The sequence below is a fragment of the Pelotomaculum schinkii genome, from assembly GCF_004369205.1.
Classification (GTDB): domain Bacteria; phylum Bacillota; class Desulfotomaculia; order Desulfotomaculales; family Pelotomaculaceae; genus Pelotomaculum_C; species Pelotomaculum_C schinkii.
The window spans coordinates 58,417-82,292 of record NZ_QFGA01000004.1 but is presented as its reverse complement, the minus strand read 5'-3'; the positions used below and the strand labels follow the sequence as shown (position 1 = coordinate 82,292).

The 23,876-nt window shown below is 52.4% G+C and carries 22 protein-coding genes and 1 other annotated feature; of the genes, 4 read left to right on the top strand and 18 right to left on the bottom strand.

The genetic code is table 11. The features are described from left to right. Window positions 1-49: 49 nt before the first annotated feature. From rho to Psch_RS19335, 18 genes are all read right to left on the bottom strand, one after another. A complete protein-coding gene (gene rho, locus Psch_RS19420; RefSeq protein ID WP_190259400.1) occupies window positions 50-1,372 on the bottom strand; it encodes a transcription termination factor Rho in 1,323 nt (440 codons plus the stop codon). Between the two features lie 52 nt (window positions 1,373-1,424). Further along, window positions 1,425-1,892: a DUF2062 domain-containing protein gene (locus Psch_RS19415; protein ID WP_243120415.1), complete on the bottom strand. Its 468-nt coding sequence runs from the start codon at window positions 1,890-1,892 to the stop codon at window positions 1,425-1,427. Between the two features lie 325 nt (window positions 1,893-2,217). Beyond that, on the bottom strand, window positions 2,218-2,865 hold the full coding sequence (gene fsa / locus Psch_RS19410; RefSeq protein ID WP_134216740.1) for a fructose-6-phosphate aldolase: 648 nt from the start codon (window positions 2,863-2,865) through the stop codon (window positions 2,218-2,220). Between the two features lie 32 nt (window positions 2,866-2,897). Further along, on the bottom strand, window positions 2,898-3,752 hold the full coding sequence (locus Psch_RS19405; protein ID WP_134216741.1) for a class II fructose-1,6-bisphosphate aldolase: 855 nt from the start codon (window positions 3,750-3,752) through the stop codon (window positions 2,898-2,900). 195 nt (window positions 3,753-3,947) lie between these two features. Beyond that, entirely contained in the window at window positions 3,948-4,631 is a 684-nt protein-coding gene (locus tag Psch_RS19400) for a hypothetical protein (protein WP_190259399.1), read from the bottom strand. A gap of 277 nt (window positions 4,632-4,908) precedes the next feature. Further along, window positions 4,909-5,286 (bottom strand): response regulator, encoded by a 378-nt coding sequence (locus tag Psch_RS19395; RefSeq protein WP_345789110.1) that lies wholly within the window; start codon window positions 5,284-5,286, stop codon window positions 4,909-4,911. Between the two features lie 143 nt (window positions 5,287-5,429). Next, complete coding sequence (locus Psch_RS19390) at window positions 5,430-6,224, bottom strand: Yip1 family protein (RefSeq protein ID WP_134216743.1); 795 nt, start codon at window positions 6,222-6,224, stop codon at window positions 5,430-5,432. A gap of 25 nt (window positions 6,225-6,249) precedes the next feature. Then, complete coding sequence (gene sppA, locus Psch_RS19385) at window positions 6,250-7,167, bottom strand: signal peptide peptidase SppA (RefSeq protein WP_134216744.1); 918 nt, start codon at window positions 7,165-7,167, stop codon at window positions 6,250-6,252. Window positions 7,168-7,350: 183 nt separating this feature from the next. Beyond that, the gene (gene pyrG / locus Psch_RS19380) at window positions 7,351-8,964 is read right to left on the bottom strand and encodes a CTP synthase (RefSeq protein ID WP_134216745.1); all 1,614 of its coding nucleotides are present in this window, start codon (window positions 8,962-8,964) and stop codon (window positions 7,351-7,353) included. A 137-nt stretch (window positions 8,965-9,101) separates the two neighbouring features. Beyond that, entirely contained in the window at window positions 9,102-10,787 is a 1,686-nt protein-coding gene (gene argS / locus Psch_RS19375; protein WP_134216746.1) for an arginine--tRNA ligase, read from the bottom strand. Window positions 10,788-11,388: 601 nt separating this feature from the next. Further along, window positions 11,389-11,967 (bottom strand): indolepyruvate oxidoreductase subunit beta, encoded by a 579-nt coding sequence (locus Psch_RS19370; protein ID WP_134216747.1) that lies wholly within the window; start codon window positions 11,965-11,967, stop codon window positions 11,389-11,391. Further along, complete coding sequence (gene iorA / locus Psch_RS19365) at window positions 11,960-13,729, bottom strand: indolepyruvate ferredoxin oxidoreductase subunit alpha (RefSeq protein ID WP_134216748.1); 1,770 nt, start codon at window positions 13,727-13,729, stop codon at window positions 11,960-11,962. The genes Psch_RS19370 and iorA overlap by 8 nt, the downstream gene beginning before the upstream one ends. A 317-nt stretch (window positions 13,730-14,046) precedes the next feature. Next, a complete protein-coding gene (locus tag Psch_RS19360) occupies window positions 14,047-15,354 on the bottom strand; it encodes a phenylacetate--CoA ligase family protein (protein WP_134216749.1) in 1,308 nt (435 codons plus the stop codon). Between the two features lie 204 nt (window positions 15,355-15,558). Then, window positions 15,559-16,809 carry an aminotransferase class I/II-fold pyridoxal phosphate-dependent enzyme gene (locus Psch_RS19355; RefSeq protein WP_134216750.1) on the bottom strand — a complete coding sequence of 417 codons (1,251 nt, stop codon included), beginning with the start codon at window positions 16,807-16,809 and terminating at the stop codon, window positions 15,559-15,561. Next, entirely contained in the window at window positions 16,806-17,285 is a 480-nt protein-coding gene (locus Psch_RS19350) for an Lrp/AsnC family transcriptional regulator (protein ID WP_134216751.1), read from the bottom strand. The genes Psch_RS19355 and Psch_RS19350 overlap by 4 nt, the downstream gene beginning before the upstream one ends. A gap of 72 nt (window positions 17,286-17,357) precedes the next feature. Beyond that, window positions 17,358-17,588 (bottom strand) — a binding site (T-box leader). A gap of 188 nt (window positions 17,589-17,776) precedes the next feature. Then, window positions 17,777-19,135, bottom strand: a complete 1,359-nt coding sequence (gene ypeB, locus Psch_RS19345; protein ID WP_134216752.1) for a germination protein YpeB — start codon at window positions 19,133-19,135, stop codon at window positions 17,777-17,779. 11 nt (window positions 19,136-19,146) lie between these two features. Next, window positions 19,147-19,827: a spore cortex-lytic enzyme gene (sleB, locus tag Psch_RS19340; protein ID WP_134216753.1), complete on the bottom strand. Its 681-nt coding sequence runs from the start codon at window positions 19,825-19,827 to the stop codon at window positions 19,147-19,149. A gap of 210 nt (window positions 19,828-20,037) precedes the next feature. Further along, window positions 20,038-20,355 carry a TusE/DsrC/DsvC family sulfur relay protein gene (locus Psch_RS19335; RefSeq protein ID WP_134216754.1) on the bottom strand — a complete coding sequence of 106 codons (318 nt, stop codon included), beginning with the start codon at window positions 20,353-20,355 and terminating at the stop codon, window positions 20,038-20,040. A 278-nt stretch (window positions 20,356-20,633) separates the two neighbouring features. Here Psch_RS19335 and Psch_RS19330 point away from each other — a divergent pair, with 278 nt between their 5' ends. From Psch_RS19330 to rsgA, 4 genes are all read left to right on the top strand, one after another. Beyond that, window positions 20,634-21,431, top strand: coding sequence for a hypothetical protein (locus Psch_RS19330; protein ID WP_134216755.1), 798 nt, complete (start codon window positions 20,634-20,636; stop codon window positions 21,429-21,431). A gap of 4 nt (window positions 21,432-21,435) precedes the next feature. Next, complete coding sequence (locus Psch_RS19325) at window positions 21,436-21,807, top strand: GntR family transcriptional regulator (RefSeq protein WP_134216756.1); 372 nt, start codon at window positions 21,436-21,438, stop codon at window positions 21,805-21,807. 15 nt (window positions 21,808-21,822) lie between these two features. Next, on the top strand, window positions 21,823-22,527 hold the full coding sequence (locus Psch_RS19320) for an ABC transporter ATP-binding protein (protein WP_134216757.1): 705 nt from the start codon (window positions 21,823-21,825) through the stop codon (window positions 22,525-22,527). Between the two features lie 207 nt (window positions 22,528-22,734). Next, complete coding sequence (rsgA, locus tag Psch_RS19315; RefSeq protein WP_134216758.1) at window positions 22,735-23,814, top strand: ribosome small subunit-dependent GTPase A; 1,080 nt, start codon at window positions 22,735-22,737, stop codon at window positions 23,812-23,814. Window positions 23,815-23,876 lie beyond the last annotated feature (62 nt).

Sequence of the window (23,876 nt, the reverse complement as noted above, 5' to 3'; positions counted from 1 at the left end):
TCAATAGCTAGTTTTGCCAGAAGAGGTATTTATTATACTTTGTTATCCCTTACTTGCTGTCAGCGCCTACCGTATAGGAGCCCCGGCGCCCGCTTTCGGGACGGCTCACGGAACCCCCCTCGGCCCTTCGCAGGTGTAGAAAGGCGCCCACCAGGTCCTTGTTGGTCCTGGTCCGCTTCATCTGTTCGACCAGCATATCCATGGCTTCCCAGGGGGTTGCCCCGTTGGTGGATTTACGGAACTGCCAGATCATTTCCAGCTCTTCCCTGGATAAGAGCAGCTCTTCCTTGCGCGTACCGGAACGCTGTACATCAACAGCCGGGAAAAGCCTCCTTTCGGCCAGCCGCCGGTCCAGAATCAGCTCCATATTGCCCGTTCCTTTAAACTCCTCGAAAATAACATCGTCCATCCTGCTCCCCGTTTCAACCAGGGCAGTGGCCAGGATAGTCAGGCTGCCGCCCTCTTCCAGTTTCCTCGCCGCGCCAAAAAACCTTTTGGGCTTATGCAGGGCGGCCGGGTCGACTCCGCCGGAAAGAGTGCGCCCGCTTGGCGGGACCACCAGGTTGTGCGCTCTGGCCAGGCGGGTGATGCTGTCCAGCAGGACAACCACATCCTGACCGTGCTCTACCAGCCGTTTGGCTCTCTCCAAAACCATATCAGCAACTTTGACGTGATTTTCCGGCGGTTCGTCAAAGGTTGAGCTGACAACCTCGCCGTCCACGGAACGTTCTATATCAGTTACTTCTTCCGGCCGTTCATCAATAAGAAGGACCATCAAAGTAATTTCCGGGTTATTGCGGGTGATACTGTTGGCAATTTCCTTAAGAAGAATGGTCTTGCCGGCTTTGGGCGGGGAAACAATCAGGCCGCGCTGGCCCTTGCCGATGGGGGCAAGCAGGTCGATAATCCGGGTTGAAAATTTATCCGGTTCAGTTTCCAGGTTAATCCGCTCCATGGGATAAAGGGGGGTGAGTCCGTCAAAATGCAGCCTGCTTTCGGCTTGCTGCGGGTCAATGCCGTTCACCTGCTCTACCCGCAGCAGGGCAAAGTATCGTTCGCTTTCTTTAGGCCGGCGCACCTGACCCGCCACCATGTCACCCGTACGAAGGTCAAAACGCCTGATTTGTGATGAGGATACGTAAATATCGTCATAACTGGGAAGGTATTGGAAGGGTCTTAAGAAACCGTAACCGTCAGGCAGGATATCCAGTACTCCTTTGGCATATAAAAGGCCATTCTTCTCGGTCTGAGTTTTTAAGATTTCAAAAATCAGTTCCTTTTTGCGGTACTTATAGTAGCCCGGTAGCTCAAGGTCCTTGGCGATTTTGTAAAGTTCAACCAGTGTTTTACTCTCTAAGTCTGCATAATTCAAAGGCAACCCCCCCAGCGATTATTTTGATAGTTTTTAACAACGGTGAGCGGTTTTATGTATTCCGCTTGCGTCTGCGACGCTCCAAAAGAATTAGCAGGAGAAAATAAACCGCCAGGGAGAACAGTGTGGCATTCACCAGGCTGCCCACCAGAAAAGGATAACCGTGTTCAATCACTTTTTCCAGATAAGGGCCCACGAATGACAAGCCACTGATGGAAACGTCGGTTTCGGGGGCACCCCCGCACAGAAACTTGCCGACCAGGATATCAAAGGTGAAGAATACAGGGACCATCGCCTTAAACACACAAACCGTAGCGACGGCTGCCAGCGGGCTGCAGCGGATGAGGCGGGCCACCAGGTAGGAAAGCGGTATGCTGATAATAGGTATGGGCAAAAAGTCAAAGGCAATTCCTAAAGCTACTCCTCTGGCAATCTTTTTGGGTGAATCAGGCAGGCTCATGACCTTATCGTAGTAATTTTTCAGGTACTCCAGCACACGTGTGGCAATTTTCTTTTTCAAACACAAAATCCCTTCGGCTAACATGTCCTACCCCTTTAGTCCTTGTTATCAATATTATTATTCCCATCAAAAAACCTTACAAAAATCATTTTACTTCATTTGCTTGATAGAGGCAAAATCTCCTGACATATACTCTCTATGGCAGTTTACCATGCCGCTATCGCGGTACCGGTAAAGAATGAAAATCTGCGATGCGGGTGCGATTTCAATCGCACCCGGCGCACTGGCGCCGAACTTGTGGCAGCCAATGTTGCATTTGTGGGAATGAATTCGCACCCACATTTTTAAGAAGTCCAGAACATTTGTTTTCAGGGTAGTGTGTTTTCTACTTATTTTTCACAGTTTCCCAGTCTTCAAGGAATTTTTTAATGCCGGCATCGGTGAGGGGGTGCTGGATCATCTGCATCAGCACCCTGTAAGGTATGGTGGCAATATGGGCGCCGGCCTTGGCCGCGGTGATGACATGGATGGGGTGGCGAATACTGGCGGCAATCACCTCGGTGGGCAGCTGGTAGCGGTTAAAGATTTCCATTATGTCATAAATCAATTCCATCCCATCCAGGCTGATGTCGTCCAGCCTCCCGACGAAGGGACTGACGTAAGAGGCTCCGGCACGGGCGGCCAACAGGGCCTGGTTGGCTGAAAAAACCAGGGTTACATTGGTACGGATGCCCGCATTAGACAAGCTGTTCGTGGCTTGTAAACCCTCGGCTGTCATCGGAATTTTCACCACGATGTTCGGGTGTATGGCGGCCAATGCTTTCGCCTCGTCAATCATCCCGGGCGCATCAAGGCTAACAGCCTCTGCGCTGATGGGCCCGTCTACAATAGAAGCAATGGTTCGCACCACTTCGGCAAAATTGCGCCCTTCTTTGGCAATAAGAGAAGGGTTGGTAGTCACGCCGCAAATCACACCAAGGGCATAGGCCTTGCGAATCTCATCAATGTTGGCCGTATCAAGAAAAAGCTTCAATTTTCTTTTAACACCTCCTGGCCTGCTAAGAATTAAGCCTTATGCGAGCTGCCAAAAACCCTGATTTTCTCCCGGATCAGCCCGATCGCGGCTTCCCTCGCCGGTCCCAGCATTTTGCGCGGGTCGATTTCTTTAGGGTTGTCTGCCAGCACCTGGCGGGCCGCGGCAACAAAGGCCTCGCGGATGTTGGTGTCGATATTGACTTTGCACACTCCCAGGCCGATAGCTTTGCGGACGTCTTCATCCGGGACCCCGGATGACCCATGCAGGACGATGGGGATCTTGACAAGAGATCTGATTTTGGCCAGGCGGGCGAAATCCAGCTCCGGTTTTCCCTTATATTGACCGTGGGCAGTGCCAATGGCCACGGCCAGGGCATCCACTCCGGTTTCCCGGACAAATCTGGCGGCCTCCTCGGGGTCGGTGAAAAGGGCGTCGCGGTCACTAACACTGATATCATCTTCGGTGCCGCCTATTTTTCCCAGTTCCGCCTCTACCGAAACGCCTACGGCCCTTGCTACATCCAGCACCCGCCTGGTCAGGGCGATATTATCTTCCAGGGGCAACTTGGAGCCGTCGATCATAACCGAGGAAAACCCGGCCCTGACACACTGTATAACCTGCTCAAAACTGGTGCCGTGGTCTAAGTGCAGGGCCACCGGAATGGTAGTGCGCTCCGCGGCCAGTCTGGCCAGGGCCACGATATAGTCTATCCCCGCGTATTTGATGGCCCCCTGACTGGCCTGCATGATTACCGGGGCATTTTCCGCCTCGGCGGCTGCAACTATGGCCTGGACAATTTCCATGTTGTTGCAGTTAAATGCCCCCACAGCATAACCGCCGGCTTCGGCATGTTTCAATAATTCACTAACAGGTACGAGAGACAAAGCATTTCCTCCTTTTCGGTAGATACCCGCGACTGGAGCGGTTCTGTTTGCGAACAACGCAACAAAACTCGAATATTGGCTTTTCCCGCCGGAAGGATAAAATTACGCAAACTGACATTTGACCAAGTCAAATGCCAGTGAAATTAAGCCAACTTTTTGGTCCGGTAATAACAGTATGACCGGAAGCAAGCAGTATTATGTTTTACTCCTTTTACGGCGGGCTTTTTTGGACTTACCGGTGTTGGCCAGACTGTCCAGGCATTTAAAGCCGTGCCGGGCCAATTCGATCATGTCGACCTGCTGGATTACTTTTAAATCCTCTTCCGTTTCAGCATATATGATGTTGAGGCTATCGCAATTTTTACATTGGAGTTCCAGCCGATCCGGAAAGATATCCACCTCGATTTTATAATTACCGCACTGGCAGTAAAGTTCCCCCCGCTCGGCGATCTCGTGGAGACAACTCAGTACTTCATACATTATCTTGGAGTTGTTAAAGTAACTGTCACAGCCAAATTCATTGACCAGGGCTTCCAATTCCTGCTCATAACTGGCAGTCATCTCTTTCACTTTTGATGCGGGTCCAATATGTCCCAATTCCATATCGGTATCGTCACAGGAAAGGGTTACCACCTCTCCCGACCATAGCCTTTTCCCGGATATCTCCCGGAGGTGTTTGGTTTCGCATACCACACAGGGAACCTGGAGCCAGTAGCAGCTTAAGTTTTTTGTACTGACGGTCAGCTTGGTGGCGCCGCAGGAGCAGGTAACATGGAAAGCATGCCCCCTGGCAATGGAAAACCGGGAAAATTCATGAAACTCCATTTTCCCGCAATCAGGGCATCGCATGGCCAGCACGGTGTTTATGTCAATACCCATTGCTAAACCCTCCTACAACAATAGGGGATAGATTCCAGGCAAGATATCCGGGGCTTTCTTGAAAATCGAAACCGGCTTTCCCCAAAAGATCATGTCCCCAATCTGTTATATAATACTTCGCCACTGCTCCTAAAAGTCCTTTTTCATTCTGACCATACAAATAAAAACAGCCGGAGTTTTAGCGCCGCAATTACAAACCGGACGCGATTTCCAGCCAAAGCTAAAGCCGCATCTAAGAAACCAACCAAGGACGGCCCCTTAAATAAGCAGAGTGCAATCAGCCAATTTCTTTAATCATCGCCAGCCTGTCCTTTTCCTCCAAAAGCAATCCCTTGATCAGGTAGCGAATTTCATCAAGGTCAAAAGGTTTATTGATATAGTGCTTTACCCCTCTCCTTTTAGCCTCCGCCACTATATCAAGTTCACCATAGGCAGTCATCATCACCACCGGCGTTTGAGGAATGATCTTAAGCAGCTCATCAAGTGTTTCCAGGCCGCTCATGCCCGGCATTTTAATATCAAGGAGGACTAATAAAGGGGATTTATCGCTTACCTTCATGATGGCTTCCAGCCCGCTGGAAGCTGTTTCAACAAGGTATCCTTCATCAGAAAAAGCTTCATATAGGAGACGGCGCACACCTGCCTGATCATCCACAATGAGCAAATCGCAAGCTACCCCGGCATATATATTCCACTCCAGCCCTGTAATAGCTATATTTATTAATTAATGTAAACGTAAATATTCGTCGGACTTTCCTAAAAACCTCCTGTGTACAATAAAATATCTCCTTAATTCAGTCAAAAATAACCCGGCAGGTTCATCCCTGAAAATATGCTCACTGCGACAGCCACCAATCCGGCTAAAAGTAAGCCCGTGAATACGGCCAGAACCAACACCGGGCTAAGTACGGCAAGCAATGCCCGGCCTGTAGAGAGTCTGTGGACCTCCCTGACCCCGATTACCATAAGTGCGGCTACCCAGATCCATACAACCAAAATCGTGGTACATATAAATGCCGCGGAAGCCAGGTAGTAGTTGAGCATCTGAGCAGGAATCATTAAAATAGTCGGGATTAAGGAGAGGCCAACGACAGCGGCAACATTTCTGGCGCTCCCCAACCCGCCCAGCATTTCGGCGGCAAGGCTGATAAAGGCGCTATAGCTAAACCATTTTATATAACCCCACAGGAAAATTAAAACCGCGCCCAAAACCAAAAGCGGCGCTGTTGACGGTAAAGGAACCATGGCGGAAGGCTCGGCGGCCTGGTTTAAAACTCTTGAGATGGTTAACAGCCACATCAACACCCCGGCCAATCCGAGGATGGTCACCAGCAATAGAGCATTGGCCAGCGGCGGACGCCGGGCAGCCTTTTTCAGGGTTTTGACCGGTTCAAAAAGCACCCCGTAAACAAGTTCCAGAAAGCTCTGGACAGGTTCATCCTCGTCACAGCCAACATTTGGATCCTCGGTATTGTTGAAACAGGGAGCGCATGATGGTTTTTCTTGCGGCTCCAACCCGCTCCTGTCAGCGCCACCTGAGCTGGATGCCTCACCCGAAGAGTTTTGATCGATCTTATAAGTGTTATCGTTCATGGCAACTTTCTCCTTTTACGGCTCTTTAGCGAGGGTTAAGGGAATTTGCATTTTCTTCCAGCAAATCCGTCCAGCCCAGCCCCGGCAAAAGGTTCCCCTTCACCCCGGCAAACAACCCCTGCCAAAAGCTCTTTTCACCTATTTCAACAATCGCCGGTTCTCCGGCTATCCCCGCCATTTTTCCGGCGAGGAGAACCGCGTCATGGAAATCTCCCAATTGGTCTACAAGTCCGAGCTCTTTAGCCTGGCGCCCGGTGTAAACCCTCCCGTCCGCCAGGGCTTTGACCTCAGCGACATCCTTGTGCCTGCCGCGGGCCACCACATCTACAAACTGGTTGTAAATATCGTCAACCATGGACTGGAAGATAGCCCGTTCCTCGGGTGTTACCGGGCGATCCGGCGACCCCATGTCCTTGTACGGGCCGCTCTTGTAAATTTCCCTGTCCATACCGATTTTACCATACAACTCCTCTAAATTTGTAGTCTGCATAAACACGCCGATGCTTCCAGTAATGGTGCCGGGATTAGCGACAATTTGATCGGCGCCGGCGGCGATCCAGTACGCGCCCGAAGCTGCCACATCACCCATGGAAGCCACCACTATCTTGCCTGAATTTCTTAACCTCTGCAGTTCGGCGTCAATTTCCTGGGATGCCGCGGGGGTGCCACCGGGGCTGTTCAACCTGACCACCACGGCCTTGAGTCCCGGCTTTCTGGCTGCCTCTCTGAGAGAAGAGGCAATGGCCTCCGCGCCCGATTGGGCTTCAAAAGGAGAGACGCTCCGGCCGCTGGCGATAGTTCCTTCTATGTAAATTACGCCGACCTCTCCCCTGCCCGCGCTCGAATTTTCAGCAGTCCGGCCAACCGGCTTCATGGCTATGGCCAACACCAGGGAGATCGCGGCAACTCCCAGAATAAGCCCGGCAATAATTTGTTTCTTCAAAAGCGATCAACCTCCTAATTTGCTAATAGCTTGTTATATTCACCACCAAATCATACACACCTGCCTCTCCCGATGGAAGCAAGCATGGAACGATTCTCCTGCTTGGAAGCAAGGGGGCGGTTCTCCTGCTTCCGTCAAGGTGCAAAAAAAGCTTTGGGTTTTATCCAAAGCTTATACACGTGGTTAAAGGTACCTGGCCTCTTTATATTTTCTGGCCGCCCCGATAAATTCCCGGAACAGTGGGTGCGCCCGGTTGGGACGGGACTTGAATTCCGGATGAAACTGGGTGGCGACAAACCACGGGTGTTCGGGCAACTCAATGATTTCCACCAGGTAGCCGTCCGGCAGCGTCCCGCTGAAAACCATTCCCCGACCCGCTATGTCAGAACGGAAGTCATTGTTCATTTCATAGCGGTGGCGGTGTCTTTCCACGATAAGCTCCTGTTTGTAGGCCTGGTGGGCCTTTGACCCGGTCAGCAGCTTGCAGGGGTATCCCCCCAGACGCATCGTGCCTCCTTTGATATCGAGGTCTTTTTGTTCCGGCAGCAAATCAATCACCGGGTAACGTGTTCCAGGATTAAATTCCGTGCTGTTGGCATCCCGCCAGCCCAACACATTGCGGCAAAACTCAATCACTGCCAGCTGCATACCCAGGCAGAGGCCAAGGTATGGCAGACCGTTCTCACGCGCATAGCGGATTGCTTCAATTTTACCCTCGATACCGCGATCACCAAAACCACCCGGCACAAGGATCCCGTCCACGTCCTGCAGCAATTCATGGACATTGTCCGGTGTGACGCCTTCAGAATCAACCCATATTATCTCGACGGCCGATTCATGGTAAAACCCTGCATGACGCAAGGCTTCCGCCACACTGAGGTAGGCGTCGTGCAGGGAAACATACTTCCCAACCAATGCTATTTTGGTTAAATAACGCAGGTTCTTGAGCCTGTAAACCATTTCGGACCATTCGGATAAATCAGGCGTTCCGGTTTGCATACCCAGCTTTCTTAAAACGATATCGGCCAGTCCCTCTTGTTCCAGCGCCAGAGGCACTTCGTAAATAGACGGTGCATCCAATGCCTGGATCACCGCCTCTTTGTCTATGTCGCAGAATAAGGCCAGCTTTTCTTCCATTTCTTTTGAAAGGGGCAATTCACTGCGGCAGACGATTACGTCGGGCTGAATGCCGATGCCCCGGAGTTCTTTGACACTGTGCTGGGTGGGCTTGGTTTTCAACTCGTTCGCCGCCCGCAGGTAAGGCACCAGGGTCACATGAATATAGACCACGTTTCCCCGCCCGAGATCCGATTTTAACTGGCGTATCGCTTCCAGAAAGGGCTGTGATTCGATGTCACCCACCGTACCCCCGATTTCGGTAATAATCACATCCGCGTTGGATTCGGCAGCCACACGCCGGACCTGTTCCTTTATTTCGTTGGTAATATGGGGGATAACCTGCACCGTGCCGCCAAGATAGTCGCCCCTTCGCTCCTTACTGATGACAGAACTATAAATCCCACCCGTAGTTACATTGCAGCTGCGGGAAATATTAATGTCGATGAATCGCTCATAGTGACCCAGGTCCAGGTCTGTCTCAGCGCCGTCCTCGGTCACAAAAACCTCCCCGTGCTGGTAAGGGCTCATGGTTCCAGGGTCGACGTTGATATAAGGATCGAGCTTCTGAATAGCGACATGCAAGCCGCGGCTTTTTAAAAGCCGCCCCAGGGAGGCGGCTGTAATTCCTTTTCCCAAAGATGAAACGACCCCACCGGTAACAAACACGAACTTGCCCATGGCCAGCCTCCTGTGATTTCCTGTAAAAGCTGATTAAACTCCTTTAACATTTTATATGTGCCCACTTGACATGTCAATAGATTGTCAAAAATGTAGAGGCCCATATGAGACCAGTGGAGAACATTATTTACAGTGTCCTACATTCTTTCCGGAGCCGTCAAACCCAGGAGGCCCAACGCGTTTTTCAAAGTGATGCGGGTGGCGTCCATCAGTACCAGGCGGGCTGCTGTAAGCGCCTGATCCGAGGTGATCACACGGTGGCTGTTGTAAAAACTGTGCAGCAACCCGGCCAGCTCGTGGAGATAGCGGGCAATCCGCTGCGGCGCCAGCCCTACTGCCGCTGAAGCAACTTCACCGGGAAAGTCCGCCAATTTGCGGGCAAGCGCCAGCTCGGCTTCTTCTTTTAGCAGACTGTAATCGATCTGATCCGGCTGTGGTCGCGCCCCGCCCTGCTCGGTGAGCTGCCGGAAAATGCTGCAGATACGGGCATAAGCATACTGGATGTAATATACCGGATTTTCATTGGTCTCCGCCTTTGCTAAATCCAGGTCAAAGTCCAGGTGGCTGTCGGCGCCGCGCATGACGAAGAAGTAGCGGGCAGCATCCCTTCCTACTTCCTCCACCAGCTCCTCAAGGGTTACAAACTGGCCCGATCGCTTGGACATCCGGACAAGTTCTCCCCCCTTGTACAGACGGACCAGTTGCATAATTACCACATCAAGCGCTGCCGGGTCATACCCCAGGGCCGCGACCGCTCCCTTCATCCTGGGGACATGGCCATGGTGGTCTGCTCCCCAAATGTTAATAACCCAGTCAAACCCCCGCTGAAACTTGTTCCAGTGATAAGCGATATCTGCTGCAAAATAGGTGGGCACACCGTTGGAGCGCACCACCACCTCGTCCTTTTCGACCCCGAATTCCGTGGCCTTAAACCAGAGGGCTTCCTCATTTTCATAAATAAAACCCCGGCCTTTTAAAAATTCCAGGGTTTTCTGAACCGCCCCCGCATCGTGCAGGGACTGCTCGGAAAACCAGACATCATACTTGACGCCGAAATCGCTTAAGACCCTTTTAATGTGCCCCAGTTTTTCCTCAAGCGCAAATTGCACCAGGGCGGCACGACGTTCAGCCGGGTCACGTTCGAGGTAAGAGTCTCCGTTCAAGTCCCGGAACGAGCAGGCGGACGCAAGGATATCCTCCCCGTGGTAGCCACCCTCGGGCACAGGTATGTCGCGGCCGAACAACTGGAGGTAGCGGGCTTCCAGGGAAAGGCCGAAATTTTCAATCTGGTTGCCGGCATCGTTGATATAGTACTCGCGGCTAACCTCATACCCAGCAAAATCCAGGATGGCGGCGATGCTGTCCCCCAGGGCCGCCCCGCGAGCGTTTCCCATATGTAAGAGGCCGGTGGGGTTGGCGCTGACAAATTCTACCTGGACCTTTTTATTGTGGCCCAGATCCAGCCGGCCATAGTCCCTGCCGGCGTGCAAGATGTCCGGGATGACCTGGTAAACCCAGGCCGGATCAAGGTAAAAGTTGATAAAACCCGGACCGGCAATTTCCACCCGCTCCACCCATGAGTCAACCGGGGAAAAATGCTGGGTTAAAATCTCTGCTGCTTTACGCGGCGCCATGCGGGCCGGTTTTGCCAGCAGCATGGCCAGGTTGGTGGCAAAATCCCCATGGTCTTTTTCCCGCGGCACTTCCACCGTAAAGTCAGGTACTTCGTCGACCCGGATTGCCCCGCTACGGCGGGCTGCCTGCAAGGAGCCTTTTAGGGCTTCCGCCAGCTTGGAACGAACCTCCTCTACCAAACCGCTCATTTATTAGTTACCCTCCTTGGGTTTTTACCATCCCAAATCAATTCATAGACCTTCGCCCGGTAGGGCGACAAGCATCTTTACAAACAGGCGTTCCCAATGGTATAATATTCCTGTGCTCTTTAACAATCAGTTCGGGGTTGCAGCAGGTCAAATGGGTTGCTGCGTAAAACTAATTCCCGAAAGAGATTGTGGTGCTTTTGAAGAAAGCACGTATCTACGTAGCCATTTGGCAAAGTAGTAGATGCCCATGGACCGGGCCAAGGCTGTGGCGACACAGTGCTGTTGCTCACGAGAGAGCGTAAGACCTTGACTTGACAGGGTAGCTCTCGTTAAAATGAGAAACTTCCGCGAGAAGCCTCCGGGCTTGTCCCGGAGGAGGTTCACACTTTAGATTAATACTTCCGCCCAAGCCTGTCAAGTAAACCCAGACAGTCTTGCGAAAGGCTTTCCCCGCATACACCACAGCCTTTCAATCAACCCTTTTTCCAGATATTTGAACAAATTCGGTTGGTTAAACAAACCAAAGAAAAAGCTGCCGGGGTTTACCTGCAGCTTTTTTAACATCGTCCTTATCGTCCTTAATGATAATTGTTGTCCGAATCTAACCAAGCTCATAACCAGCCGCAAAAGCAGCTTGGTTGACTTCCAAAAGTTTGGCCGGCACCCGCTCAGCCAGCGCTTTTTCCCATATCGCCCGTTCAATCGGCAGGCGGCGGGCCATCGCGCCCAGCAGCACCACATTGGCAGCCTTGGCAGTCCCGCAGCGGCCCGCTATTTCCGTAGCGTCGAATACCAGCGTCCCGGGTACTGTGGTACACAGGTACTCCGGAATATCAGGCGGATACTCCGCCGCCCCCACCAGGACCGGCACAGGGTCAATGGCCTGGTCGTTGACAATTAATACGCCATCCTTTTTAAGGTAAGAGAGAAGGCGCAAGGCCTCTAATTTTTCAAAAGCCAGAAGAACATCAGCGCCACCTTTGACAATCAGAGGTGAATATACTTTTTCGCCGAGGCGGACCTGGGTGACCACGCTGCCGCCCCGCTGCGCCATGCCGTGGATTTCCGAAACTTTAATGTCGTAGCCGGCCGCCTGGGCCGCCTGGGCCAGCACCCTGCTGGCCAAAATGGTTCCCTGGCCACCGACACCGACCATCAAGACGTCGATAGACTTAAGCATGTTTCTCTTCCCCCTTTACCAGTGCGCCTTCCCGGCATACCTGCAGGCACAGGTTGCAGCCGGTACAGACAGCGGCATCCACCAGCGCCCGCTTATCCTTAATAGATATGGCCGGACAGCCGATGCGGGTACAGATTCTGCAGCCGGTGCATTTTTCAGCCTGCACCCTGACAGCCGGCCGGGTTGCTTTGGTTAAAAGAGCGCATGGCTTGTCCGCAATAATAACCGAGGGTTCGCTCGCCGCAAGCTCTTCTGCGATGGCGGCCTCTGTCTCGGCCAAATTCAGCGGGTCGATTACCCGCACCCTGTTGACGCCCAGAACCCGGACCAGCGCTTCCATGTTCACGGCCGGGGCCTGCTCGCCCGCCAGGGTGCGGCCGGTGCCGGGGTGATGCTGGTGACCGGTCATGGCGGTGGTGCGGTTATCCAGAATAATAACGGTAGCGTGGCCTTTATTGTATACCACGTCCAACAGGCCGGTAATGCCGGAGTGCAGGAAAGTTGAATCCCCGATTACGGCCACCGTCCGGGCGTCCAGCGCGGGGTTGGCCTTCCCGATGCCGTGGGCCACGCCGATACTGGCGCCCATGCAGATGTTGCTGTCCATAGCCTCCAGGGGGGGCAGCCCGCCCAGGGTATAGCAGCCTATATCACCGCTGACGTTAAGTTTCAGCCGGCGCAGGGCGTAGAAAACCCCCCGGTGCGAGCAACCCGGGCACAAAACCGGCGGCCGCGCGGGAACCGGCGGCGCCTCCTCAAGGTTGTACCCGTTCTGTGCTATACCTTCTCTGGAGGTGATAATTCCCGCATTGATCAGCGCTGCGGCAAGTATGCCGGGGTCAAGTTCCCCGGTGTAGGGGATAAAGCCTTCGGCGGCAAGCGCAAGACCCATCGCCCTGACCTGTTCCTCGATAAAGGGCTCCAGCTCTTCCACCACGATCAACTTTTGTACACCTGCGGCAAAACTGCGGATCAATTGCTCAGGGAGCGGGTTGGTAAAGCCCAGCTTTAACACCGAGGCGTTGGGCAGCACATCGCGCACATACTGATAGCTGATCCCGCTGGTTATTACGCCGAGGGAGCGGTCCCGCCACTCAATGCGGTTCACCGGACTCTCTTCCGAGTATTCTTTCAAACCGGTAAGACTTTTTTCCAGCGCGACACGGCGCGGGCGGGCATAAGTTGGCAGCATCAGGTTCTTTTTGATGTCCTTGAGGTAGTTTTTAAGCTTGCGCGGCTGCGGTTCCTGAATTTCCACCAGGCTCTGTGAGTGCGACACCCTGGTTGTAGTCCTGAGCATCACCGGGGTATCAAAGCGTTCACTGAGGTCAAGAGCCAATCCCACCATGTCCTTTGCCTCCTGGCTGTCGCTTGGCTCCAGAAGGGGCATCTTGGCAAAGCGGGCGTAATGGCGGTTGTCCTGTTCGTTCTGTGAGCTGTGCATACCCGGGTCATCAGTTGAAACCAGGACAAAGCCTGCGTTGACCCCGGTATAGGAAAAGGTCATAAGGGGATCGGCGGCCACGTTGACTCCCACGTGCTTCATGGCTACCAGGGCGCGCGCCCCGCCCAGGGAAGCGCCGATACCTACTTCCATGGCCACTTTTTCATTGGGCGCCCACTCCGCGTAAACTCCCGGGTATAAAACCAGGTTTTCCAAAATTTCCGTGCTTGGGGTACCCGGGTAAGCGGCAGCCACCGTCACGCCAAACTCATAAGCACCCCTGGCAATGGCGGCGTTGCCGGACAGCAGTTCCTTCATTACATTCCCTCCGTTGTCATAATCCGTATAAAAAAAGCCCGGTGCGAAACCGTTTTTCCACTCCGACCGGCAGCTTTTAATATTCTGGAACGCTTTAATGCAGGTGCGATTTCCACTCGCAACATGCGAATGAACGCAAACTCCCAATAAAATATGCACATTGGGACTTTATTAGCTGGTTTTCATGTGGTACGATTTTCAATCGCACAAAAACTGCTTAACAGTTTAAAATTCATACTGCATTCCCCTGAGGCCATGTACGAATGAATTCGCACTTATATCGGGAACCATGCTTATGAATACATGTTCTTCTTAGTTTATAAACCGTTCTTGGGGCGGTTGTCAATAACCCGTTTGGCCTTGCCCGTGCTCCGCTCAAGTGATTTGGGCTCCAGCAGCCTGACTTTAGCCGACAGGGAAAGGACACTGTAAAGCTTTCTGCGTAGTTTATCCTCCAGTTCCTCCAGGTCACGGAAATTGCCGGTGAATTTTTCGGGGGTAAGCTCCACCTGCACTTCCAGATAATCCAGTAGCCCCTTTTTGCCGACAATGATCTGGTAATGGGGCGCAATCCCTTCAACACCCATCAACACACTTTCAATCTGCGAGGGAAATACGTTTACCCCGGAAATAATGAGCATGTCGTCGGTGCGGCCGGTTACCTTGCGCATTCTGACCGTGGTCCTGCCACAGTCACACGGCGCCGGGTTTAAGACTGATATATCGCGGGTACGGTAGCGCACCATGGGGATAGCTTCCTTGGTCAGAGTGGTGATTACCACCTCACCTTTTTGCCCGTAGTCAAGGGGATCCCCTGTCCCGGGGTCGATAATCTCTACCAGGAAATGGTCCTCGGCAATATGCATGCCGCTGAAGCGCTCGCAGTCGCCTGAAACACCCGGGCCCATAAGTTCACTTAGACCGTAATTGTCGGTGGCTTTGATACCCCAGGCACGTTCCAGTTCGCCGCGCATTTTCTCGCTCCAGGCCTCTGAACCGAAAAGTCCCACGCGCAAAGGCAGGCTCACCGGGTCTATACCCATTTCCATCGCTACCTCGGCCAGATGCAGGCAGTAGGACGGCGTGCCAATGAGGGCGGTGGCGCCGAAATCCTTCATTAACATAATCGTTTTTTCCGAGTTGCCGGAAGAGGACGGCACTACTGTGGCGCCCACCTTTTCCAGACCGTAATGCAGCCCGAAGGCTCCGGTGAAAAGGCCGTAGCCAAAAGTCACCTGGGCTACGTCACTGGCCGTAACACCGGCCATGGTCACTATCCTGGCAATACACTCGGCCCAGGTCTCCAGATCATTTTTGGTGTAGCCCACCACGATCGGCTTGCCGGTAGTGCCCGACGAGGCGTGCAGGCGCACCACCTCTTTCATAAGTACGGCAAACAGTCCGTACGGGTAGTGGTCTCTCAGGTCGGTTTTAACAGTAAAGGGAAACTTTCGTATGTCTTCCAGCGTTTCCAGGTCAGCGGGCTTCACCCCGGCCCGGTCAAAAGATTCACGGTAAAATGGCACCCGGTCATATACCCGCGCCAACGTCTCTCTTAACCGAGCCAACTGCAGGGCGCGCATTTCTTCCCTGTCCATGCACTCAAAGCGAGGGTTCCAAATCATTTTAAGACACTTCCTCTAAATATAATAGAATCCGGCCCACTACTGACCAGCAAAGGCTGCGTCGTGACAACCACAACATGACTGAGCAAGATGGAAGAATATTTTTTACTATGCTTAGGCTAAAAATTGGGCATAACTTATGGCAATAGCCGTCCCCCGTTGGTGAGGCCGGCTATAACGCGCAAAGGTTCATGATTTTAAATTCTATAACGTCTGAAAAATTCCTTCTTTCAGTGGTTCCGGCTTCCCGAACGACCCTGTTAAAACTTTTCCCCGGCCCAGCCGGCGCCTGACAAACCGGCGCATGCGCTGGAAAGCCTCGCTGAGTTCCTCCACTGAAGTTGCGTAAGCACAACGCACAAACCCTTCGCCCTGTTCCCCAAAAGCATTGCCGGGGACAACAGCCACTTTGGCTTCTTTTAAAAGCTCTCCAGCAAATTCCTCGGAAGTAAGGCCCGTACCCGTGATATCAGGGAAGGCGTAAAAGGCTCCGCCCGGCTCAAAACAGGGCAGGCCCATTTCCTCAAAGGCCTGCAGAGCCAGACGCCGGCGCCGGTTGTAATGCTCAACCATATTGTTCATCTGGGACCGGCCGTTTTTCAAAGCTTCCAGCGCCGCGGACTGGCCCGTGATGGGGGCGCAAAGCGCGGTGTACTGGTGGATTTTTTTCATCGCCTCAATAAAATCAGGATTTCCAGCCGCGTACCCCACCCGCCACCCGGTCATGGCGTAGGATTTGGAAAAACCGTTCAGCAAAATGGTCCTCTCGCGCATACCGGGCAGGGAAGGTATACAGGTGTGTTTGCCGGTGTAGGTCAATTTATCGTAAATCTCATCAGAGATCACGATCAGGTCGTGCTGCTTGACAACCTCCATAATTTCCAGAAGCTGCCCCCGGCCAATGGTGGCCCCGGTAGGATTGTTGGGATAACACAGGAGCAACACCTTAGTCGCAGGAGTAATTGCCTTTTCCACCATTTCCGGAGTTACCTGGAAACCGTTCTCAACCGAGGTCTTGAGGTATACCGGGCGGGCGCCGGACAAAGTGGCGCAGGGCGCGTAGGAGACGTAAGATGGTTCCGGGATCAGGATTTCGTCACCGGGACACAGGAGGGCGCGCATGGCCAGGTCCAGCGCTTCGCTCACCCCGACGGTAATCAAGATTTCATTTAAGGGGTTATAGGAAACTTTATAGTTTCCCTCCATGTCCCGGACAATTTCCTCCCTCAGCTCCAGCAGACCATGGTTGGAAGTATAGTGCGTGTAGCCTTTCTCCAGAGAATAGACACAGGACTCACGGATATGCCAGGGGGTGACAAAGTCCGGTTCCCCCACGCCAAGCGAAATAACACCCTTCATTTCGCTAACCAGGTCAAAAAAACGCCTGATCCCGGAAGGCGGAATATCCCGGACCACCGGGTTAAGCTTTCTGCGCCAGTCAGTGGTTACGGTCATGGAGTTACCACCAGCCTTCTGTCTTCCTCGGCGTCATCCAGGATAGTCCCGTGGTACTTGTAGGTTTTGAGTACAAAATGAGTACAGGTGCTGATTACATTTTCAATGGTGGCCAGTTTATTAGATACAAAATAGGCTACCTCTTGCAGCGTGCGCCCGTTGATCATCACCGACAGGTCGTATGAGCCGGACATCAGGCGGACACTGCCAACTTCCGGAAAACGGTAAATGCGCTCGGCAATTGCGTCAAACCCCACCTCGCGCTGGGGAGAAAGCTTTACTTCGATGATAGCGGAAACCCTTTCCCCCTTCACCTTATCCCAGTTAATCAAAGTGAAGTACCCCAGGATAATCTTTTTTTCTTCCATATCCTTAATGGTGGCGGCAACTTCCGCTTCGTCCCTGTTCAGCATTGTCGCAATCTGCCTGGGGGTAAGTCGTCCATCAGCCTGTAAAATCTCCAGGATTTCCTTCAAGTGACAGCCTCCTTGCTTCGTTAGCGTCCTTTTTTAAAGCCAAGTTTGCAATAAAAAAACCCGTCCTCACAGCAAAGGGACGGGAATACTCTCGCGGTACCACCCTAATTAACCGAAAAGCTTAAACGATCTAATCGATTCTCTTTTGCCCGTTAACGGAGGCATTCCGGCAAAGCTTACTTCCCACTAAAGGTTTTTCGCCCGCGGTTCAAGGGCGGCCCGGACGCTTTCCTCAACCGGGCTTGCACCAAACCCCGGCTCGCTAATGAATACAGCGCCATTCTTCCCTGTCATCACCCTGTCATAAAATTGAAACAATTATAGCACGCGCGCCGGGAGGTGTCAACCTGCAATGTTTTTCAGTTGTGTTTGTTCTGTGATCATGTCACCCTGTAAGCGGACTGAGAAAATGTCACCCTTTTAAGTCCTAACGTTTTAGAGGGGGGTGACATTTTCTCAGTCCTTGACACCTGCAATGTTTTTCAGCTGGGCTACATGGTCAAGGTACCCCCTGGAGTGTCGATCAGCTTCAATATGTTTTCCTCTCTCCCGTTGAGCGCGTTCACGTAGATCAAGTAGGACTCCTGCCCCAGCTTTCCCTGAAACTCATAAGTCAGTTTTTCCTCCTTGGTCCCGACAGGGATCAGGGCCAATTTGCCCCCGGACACCTCAAAACGAGGATTAATGGCTGCCCTGGCCTGCTCCTGAGATATTGAAGGCTTTGGTAAATCCCGCTTCCGGTGTGACATCAGGTAGCCGGAGGTCTCTAACCCTGTAACTTCACCATTATCCAGGGCAACCGTAACTTTCACCAGGTCGGGATAAATAGTCACTCCGTCCTGCAACGCTGCGCAGTTGAAGGTGGCAAAATTGCCATGGAGCAGGTGATAGGTAGAGCGCATTTCCCCGAAACCCCGGTCTTTTAAAAAGCCTAAGGCCTTCCGGCGCGCCTGCTCAATATCCACCACTGGTTGGCCGGCCTTCCGGCCCTGCAGCATCCAAATAACCTGTCCCCCAATCCTTGAAACATCCAACTGTGTGGTATCCCCACCATCCTGTCCGGGGTTTACCTCCACCCGGTAGGCCGGTATACGCCCGTTGGCGTCCCCGGTTACCGTAGCCTGATAGTGAACGCCGGCCCTCTTATCGATGTAAGCCAGCGCCCGGTTTTTTGCTTCTTCCGCGCTGACTTCACCTTCCCCGCCAAGCGCCGCGGGCTCAGTCTTCTCAAGGTGTTCCGAGAACGGTCCGTCGTAAATAAGGGTAGGATACTGCTGCATCTGTTTATCCATAGCCTGGAAATTGGTTACAGCCAGGTTGTCCGGCTGCTTTTGCAGGTTATTGCGTACCTGGGAGAGCAGTTCCCCAAAATAAAGGTTATTCTGGGTCACCTGGTACTGCATACCTTGCAGCTCCCGGTTTAAATCTGTCGACTGTTGGTACAAACTGTTCAGCGTATCCCAGTTGGAACCGTCTATAGCCTGGCCCTGGTTGATCTGCCTGACCATACTGTCGGCATAATCCCCAACCTGGGTCAAAAATTTAGACGTCCGGCCGGCCAGGGCATCGTTTAAGGGCAGCTGCCCCAGGTTGGATTGGGCAAAGTTGGCCTGCATGCGGATATCATTCAAGAGCGAGCTTTCCAGTCGCGGATCGGCGGCCACCAGGCTTTTGGACAAAAGCACCTCCACGTTCTGGACCTGGCCGGCCATGTCGAAAAAAGCCCGCCGGTACTTATTGCCCAGATAGTTTTCCAGATCGCGCCTGGCCAGTTGCTGGTTGTACCCCCAGACACCTACGGCTGCAAGCGCCAGTAACCCTATTACAACAGGGATTATCCACCTTCTCAAAGCTTACCCTCCTATCGTGCAAAAACGTGTTCTCCAATCTGGGTTATAATGTTCCTGGACCAAATCCAGGGGTTGACCGGTTTGGACGGGTTCCAGAAAAACAGCGCTCCGCCTGTCGGATCGTACCCTGCCAAGGCCGCCTGGGCTGCCTCAATCGACTCACTGGTCACCGGCCGGTAAGCCTGACCGTTGCTGATGGATTCAAAGGCAAAATCCTGAAAGATCACTCCGCTGATGGTATGTGGGAAAGAAGCGCTCTTGGTGCGGTTGGCGATGACAGCCCCAACAGCGACCTTACCCAGGTAGGGTTCATTAGCGGCCTCTCCTTCAATGACCTGGGCCAGCAAGGATACGTCGCCCTGATCGGTGGCAGCGCCTCTCGAAACCGCCGGTGCGGCTACGGGAGAGCTCAGACCCATGGCCTCCAAGGTAGCATCTCCAACAATACCGTCCGGTTCAATGGCGTTGTTGCGCTGAAAGTTCTGCACGGCCCGGTAGGTGTCGTAGCCGTAATAGCCGTCCAGCGATCCGGTATAATAGCCCCACTGGCTCAGCCTATTCTGGACACTGGTGACCTCATCACCGCTGTTTCCCCAGCTTACACCCTGGGTCTGGGCGGCGGCCTGGCGGTAATACAGTGTGACTACCGCTACAGCAAGGACCAGCGCGCAGCAAGAATACAGGATAATCATTTTTGAAACGCTGAGTTTTTTGAAGATAGTTCCTCACCCCCTGGCAATATGTTAATATTTTCTCTTGTAATCCTTTTTTTATGTAAGTGTCCTAAAAAAAGAAAACCCGCCAACAACGGGCAGGTTATCATATGGTAATTTCATAACGGCTCTTAATCCCTACATCTTGTCTGGCGCTTTTCAAGGCGTCCGGGGGAACGATCCGCCAGTTTAAACACAGCCCGCCGGTTTGGGAAGTCCCGCTATTTTGCAGGCGCCCCTGGCCGGACCAGATGGAAACAGGCTGTAGATCTGCTTCAAACTCAACCCCGTATCCTTGCAAAGCTTCCTGATCATGGGAGCTATCTGAAACTCTTTATAGTAGTCCCGCAGGTATTTCATAACCTGCCAGTGCCTTTCAGTTAATTCATCGATCCCCTCTTTAGAAGCCAAAATACCGGCCACATCTTCTGTCCAGTCCTCAAAATCAACAAGAAAGCCGTCCTCATCCAATTCAATCTCCCGGCCGCCAACAGCTAAGTTTGACATATAAAAAAACACCTCCGTAGCGTTAGTTCATAGCTCTTGTTCAAGGAAACAATCATTTCCTGCAGACACTACAAAAGGGGGTCAACCCCTTGTTTAAAAATACCATGCCGAGGGGATTACAGTCAATAAAGATCCACTGCGTCATATCTCGGTATCTTTTTGATTTTATTCCAGCTACATGGAGAGAATTTCTATTTATAAAGAGCATTGACAGCCATAGTGATTTAGTGTACTATTTATCTAATACACATTCATAGTATATTTGAGGAGGAAAAACCATGAGCGCCTGGTGGAATCTGTTGCACAAGGAATTCCGCATGACCCGCACTTCTGCTCTCTTAGCCCTGGCCATCCTGTTAATCGGAGGGCTATGGCTGGTCTACCTGTCTTCCCGGTACAATATCGGTATTATCATTGTACCGGCATCTTTTCTCCTGGTCTTTCTGTTGTTTTACCCGGCCATCTACGTCTTAAAAAGCCTTCATTGGGAATGGAAAGTGACACCTCACCTGTGGCTGCACTGCCCCCAACCGGCCTGGATGCTGTTGTCGTCCAAGCTGGCTGTCGCCCTGCTGCAAATGCTGGCCATCATGCTGATAGCAGCGGCGCTGTTGTTGCTGGGGTTTTCCGTCAGCCCTATCCCGGAAGACGTGGGAGGCATTACTCTTTCGTCATGGCTTCCCTTTATTATCGAAGTAGGTTTTTACGCTGCTGTTTTCACATTCGCCGTGAGCATTTACATCGGGGCCTGGGCAACCCTGATCTCTGTGGTAAATGCCCTGGCCGGGAATATCCTGGGCAGGTTCCGCTGGCTGGCCGGCGCAGCTGCTTTTGTAGTCGCTGTAGTGGGCTTCGGACAGCTGCAGGAAACCCGGCTTTATGAACTGATTACCCGCTGGGGACTGATCAATATTCCACTGCAGAGCCTTCCGGAACTACCTGATTTTGGAACGCGCCTGTCAGTTAATGCCGCCATAGGTCGGCTCTATGCCGGTGAAATACTATTCTACCTGCTTCTGACCGCGGCTTTATATGCCCTGTCGGCCTGGCTCATCGACCACAAGGTGGAGGTTTAGCAATATGAGTCAAACCTTCAACAACACCCAACCGATTTACCTGCAAATTATGCGGCGCCTCTGCCGTCAGGTGGTGCGGGGCGAACTGAAAGCCGGGGCCAAGTTGCCGTCAGTACGGGAAATGGCCTTACAAACCGGGGTGAACCCCAATACCATCCAGCGGGTTTACACGGAACTGGAACGCCTGTCGATTGCCGAAACCAGGCGAGGGCTCGGCTCTTATATTACGGAAGATACCTTCCGGCTGAAGCAGTTGCGGGAAGACTTAAAATGTGAGCAGATCGGCAGCTTTATCGCAGACATGAGGGAAACGGGCTTTAGCCCGGAGGAAATTGTGGACGGTGTGCGTAAAGAGCTGTCCAACCCTAAAGCTTAGGAGAGGAGTTTCATTATGTCCAAACATATTGCAAGCTTTTCCAATGTGACCAAAAAATATTTGGGGCAGATAGCCTTAAACAACGTGAGCTTCGACCTGCCTCGCGGGAAAATAATCGCCCTGGTGGGCCCGAACGGCAGCGGCAAATCGACAATTTTAAAACTGACGGCAGGCTTGGTCCATCCCAGCCAGGGTTCGGTAACTGTTAACGGAAAAACTGCCGAACGACGTATAGCCGCGGAGGTGGCCTACCTTTCAGAATTGGACGTTCTTTATCCTTTTTTTACCGTAGCGGAAACTATCAAGTTCAACGCCGGTCTCTTTGCTGACTTCGATGAACAAAAAGCACAGGAGATCCTAAGCTTTATGCAGCTTGACCCGAATAAAAAGGTCAGGCACCTTTCCAAGGGCAACCGCGGCCGGTTAAAAATCCTGCTGGCTCTCTCACGCCGGGCGCCGCTCATCCTTCTGGACGAACCCCTGGCCGGGCTGGATCCTGTGGTGCGGGATTCCATTATAAAATCCATGATCTCCTACCTGAATCTGCAGGAGCAAACGGTGTTCCTATCGACACATGAAGTGTCCGAGGTAGAACCGGTGCTGGATCTGGTCATCTCAGTACATGAAGGGCAGATTAAGGGTATGGACGAAGTGGATCACATCCGGGAACAGTACGGGCTGAGCCTGGTGGAATGGATGAAAGAAACATTGGCAAAATAGCATGCCTATGTTGAAACCAGCCCATGTGCAATGCAAATCAAAATGTGTATAAATGTGATATACTAAAACAAAATGAAAGGAGTTGAATTTTTATGTTTATAACATATAGCGCCGAGTCGGCATCATGCGGGGAGGTGCTTGCAGAGTAGAATATACCCTCTGCCCTCCCCGCTAGTTCACCACAAAAATATGGGAGGACAGCAAAAAATGGCTAAAGCCAATTTATATAAAGTAGGACTGACCGGCCGCTTTGAGCAGGAAGCAACCATGTATGAAGGTTTGCACCTGGCCAGGGTATCGGTACAACATAAAAATTTATACAAGGTAGTTACAGAAAACAGCGAGATACAGGCCGAGGTTTCCGGCAAGATAGACTTTAGCGCGAGGGACAGCTCGGATTATCCCGTTGTCGGCGACTGGGTCATGGTCGACCGGATCGATGACAGCGGCGGCAATGCCATCATTCACCGCATCCTGCGGCGCCAAAGCGCTTTTGAACGCAAGGCGGCAGGCACGTCCAATCAAACGCAAGTAGTAGCCGCTAATATTGATACTGTTTTTATCTGCATGTCCCTTAATAACAACTTTAATCTGCGCCGCCTGGAAAGATACCTGGCAATCGCGTGGGACAGTATGGCGACCCCTGTTGTCATACTGACAAAATCAGACCTCTGCGATGATATCTCGGCCAGACTATCGGAAGCGCATTCTGTTGCCCCGGGTGTTGATGTACTGGTGACCACGAGCATGGGCGATGAGGGGTATGCCGCGGTAAACAGATATCTCGGCCAAGGCAAAACAGCAGCCTTCATCGGTTCCTCCGGCGTCGGGAAATCCACCTTGATCAACCGCCTGATGGGGGAAGAAATACTTGTGACCTATGAAACCGGTGATGACGACAAAGGCAGGCATACCACCACCCACAGGCAGCTGATCGCTCTTCCAAACGGCGGTGTGGTCATAGACACTCCCGGTATGCGTGAGCTGCAATTAGAAAATGCCGACCTGTCCAAGTCATTTGCCGACATAGAGGACCTGGCAAATTACTGCCGCTTCAATGATTGTAAACATCAGAACGAGCCGGGCTGCGCAGTAAAAACAGCGATTGAAAAAGGGATTCTCTCAGCAGAACGTCTTGGCAGCTACCAAAAGCTACAGACCGAGCTGAGCTATCAAGGGTTGAACTCCCGCCAGCTTGAGCATGAAAAGATCAACCGGATGTTTGGCGGCACGGGCGGCATGAAGCAAGCAAGATCGTTTTTCAAGGAAAAGAACAGGCAGAGGTAGAAAAAGACGAGGATTACTGAGGCATAAAGCTTGTCAAAGAAAGCATATCTGCCCTTGGCAAC

Coding starts and splice junctions, on each gene's coding strand:
- Psch_RS19400 (WP_190259399.1), bottom strand. CDS start 4,631: ATGGGTATTGACATAAACACCGTGCTGGCCATGCGATGCCCTGATTGC.
- Psch_RS19390 (WP_134216743.1), bottom strand. CDS start 6,224: ATGAACGATAACACTTATAAGATCGATCAAAACTCTTCGGGTGAGGCA.
- pyrG (WP_134216745.1), bottom strand. CDS start 8,964: ATGGGCAAGTTCGTGTTTGTTACCGGTGGGGTCGTTTCATCTTTGGGA.
- argS (WP_134216746.1), bottom strand. CDS start 10,787: ATGAGCGGTTTGGTAGAGGAGGTTCGTTCCAAGCTGGCGGAAGCCCTA.
- Psch_RS19370 (WP_134216747.1), bottom strand. CDS start 11,967: ATGCTTAAGTCTATCGACGTCTTGATGGTCGGTGTCGGTGGCCAGGGA.
- iorA (WP_134216748.1), bottom strand. CDS start 13,729: ATGAAGGAACTGCTGTCCGGCAACGCCGCCATTGCCAGGGGTGCTTAT.
- Psch_RS19360 (WP_134216749.1), bottom strand. CDS start 15,354: ATGATTTGGAACCCTCGCTTTGAGTGCATGGACAGGGAAGAAATGCGC.
- Psch_RS19355 (WP_134216750.1), bottom strand. CDS start 16,809: ATGACCGTAACCACTGACTGGCGCAGAAAGCTTAACCCGGTGGTCCGG.
- sleB (WP_134216753.1), bottom strand. CDS start 19,827: ATGATTATCCTGTATTCTTGCTGCGCGCTGGTCCTTGCTGTAGCGGTA.
- Psch_RS19335 (WP_134216754.1), bottom strand. CDS start 20,355: ATGTCAAACTTAGCTGTTGGCGGCCGGGAGATTGAATTGGATGAGGAC.
- Psch_RS19330 (WP_134216755.1), top strand. CDS start 20,634: ATGAGCGCCTGGTGGAATCTGTTGCACAAGGAATTCCGCATGACCCGC.
- Psch_RS19325 (WP_134216756.1), top strand. CDS start 21,436: ATGAGTCAAACCTTCAACAACACCCAACCGATTTACCTGCAAATTATG.
- Psch_RS19320 (WP_134216757.1), top strand. CDS start 21,823: ATGTCCAAACATATTGCAAGCTTTTCCAATGTGACCAAAAAATATTTG.
- rsgA (WP_134216758.1), top strand. CDS start 22,735: ATGGCTAAAGCCAATTTATATAAAGTAGGACTGACCGGCCGCTTTGAG.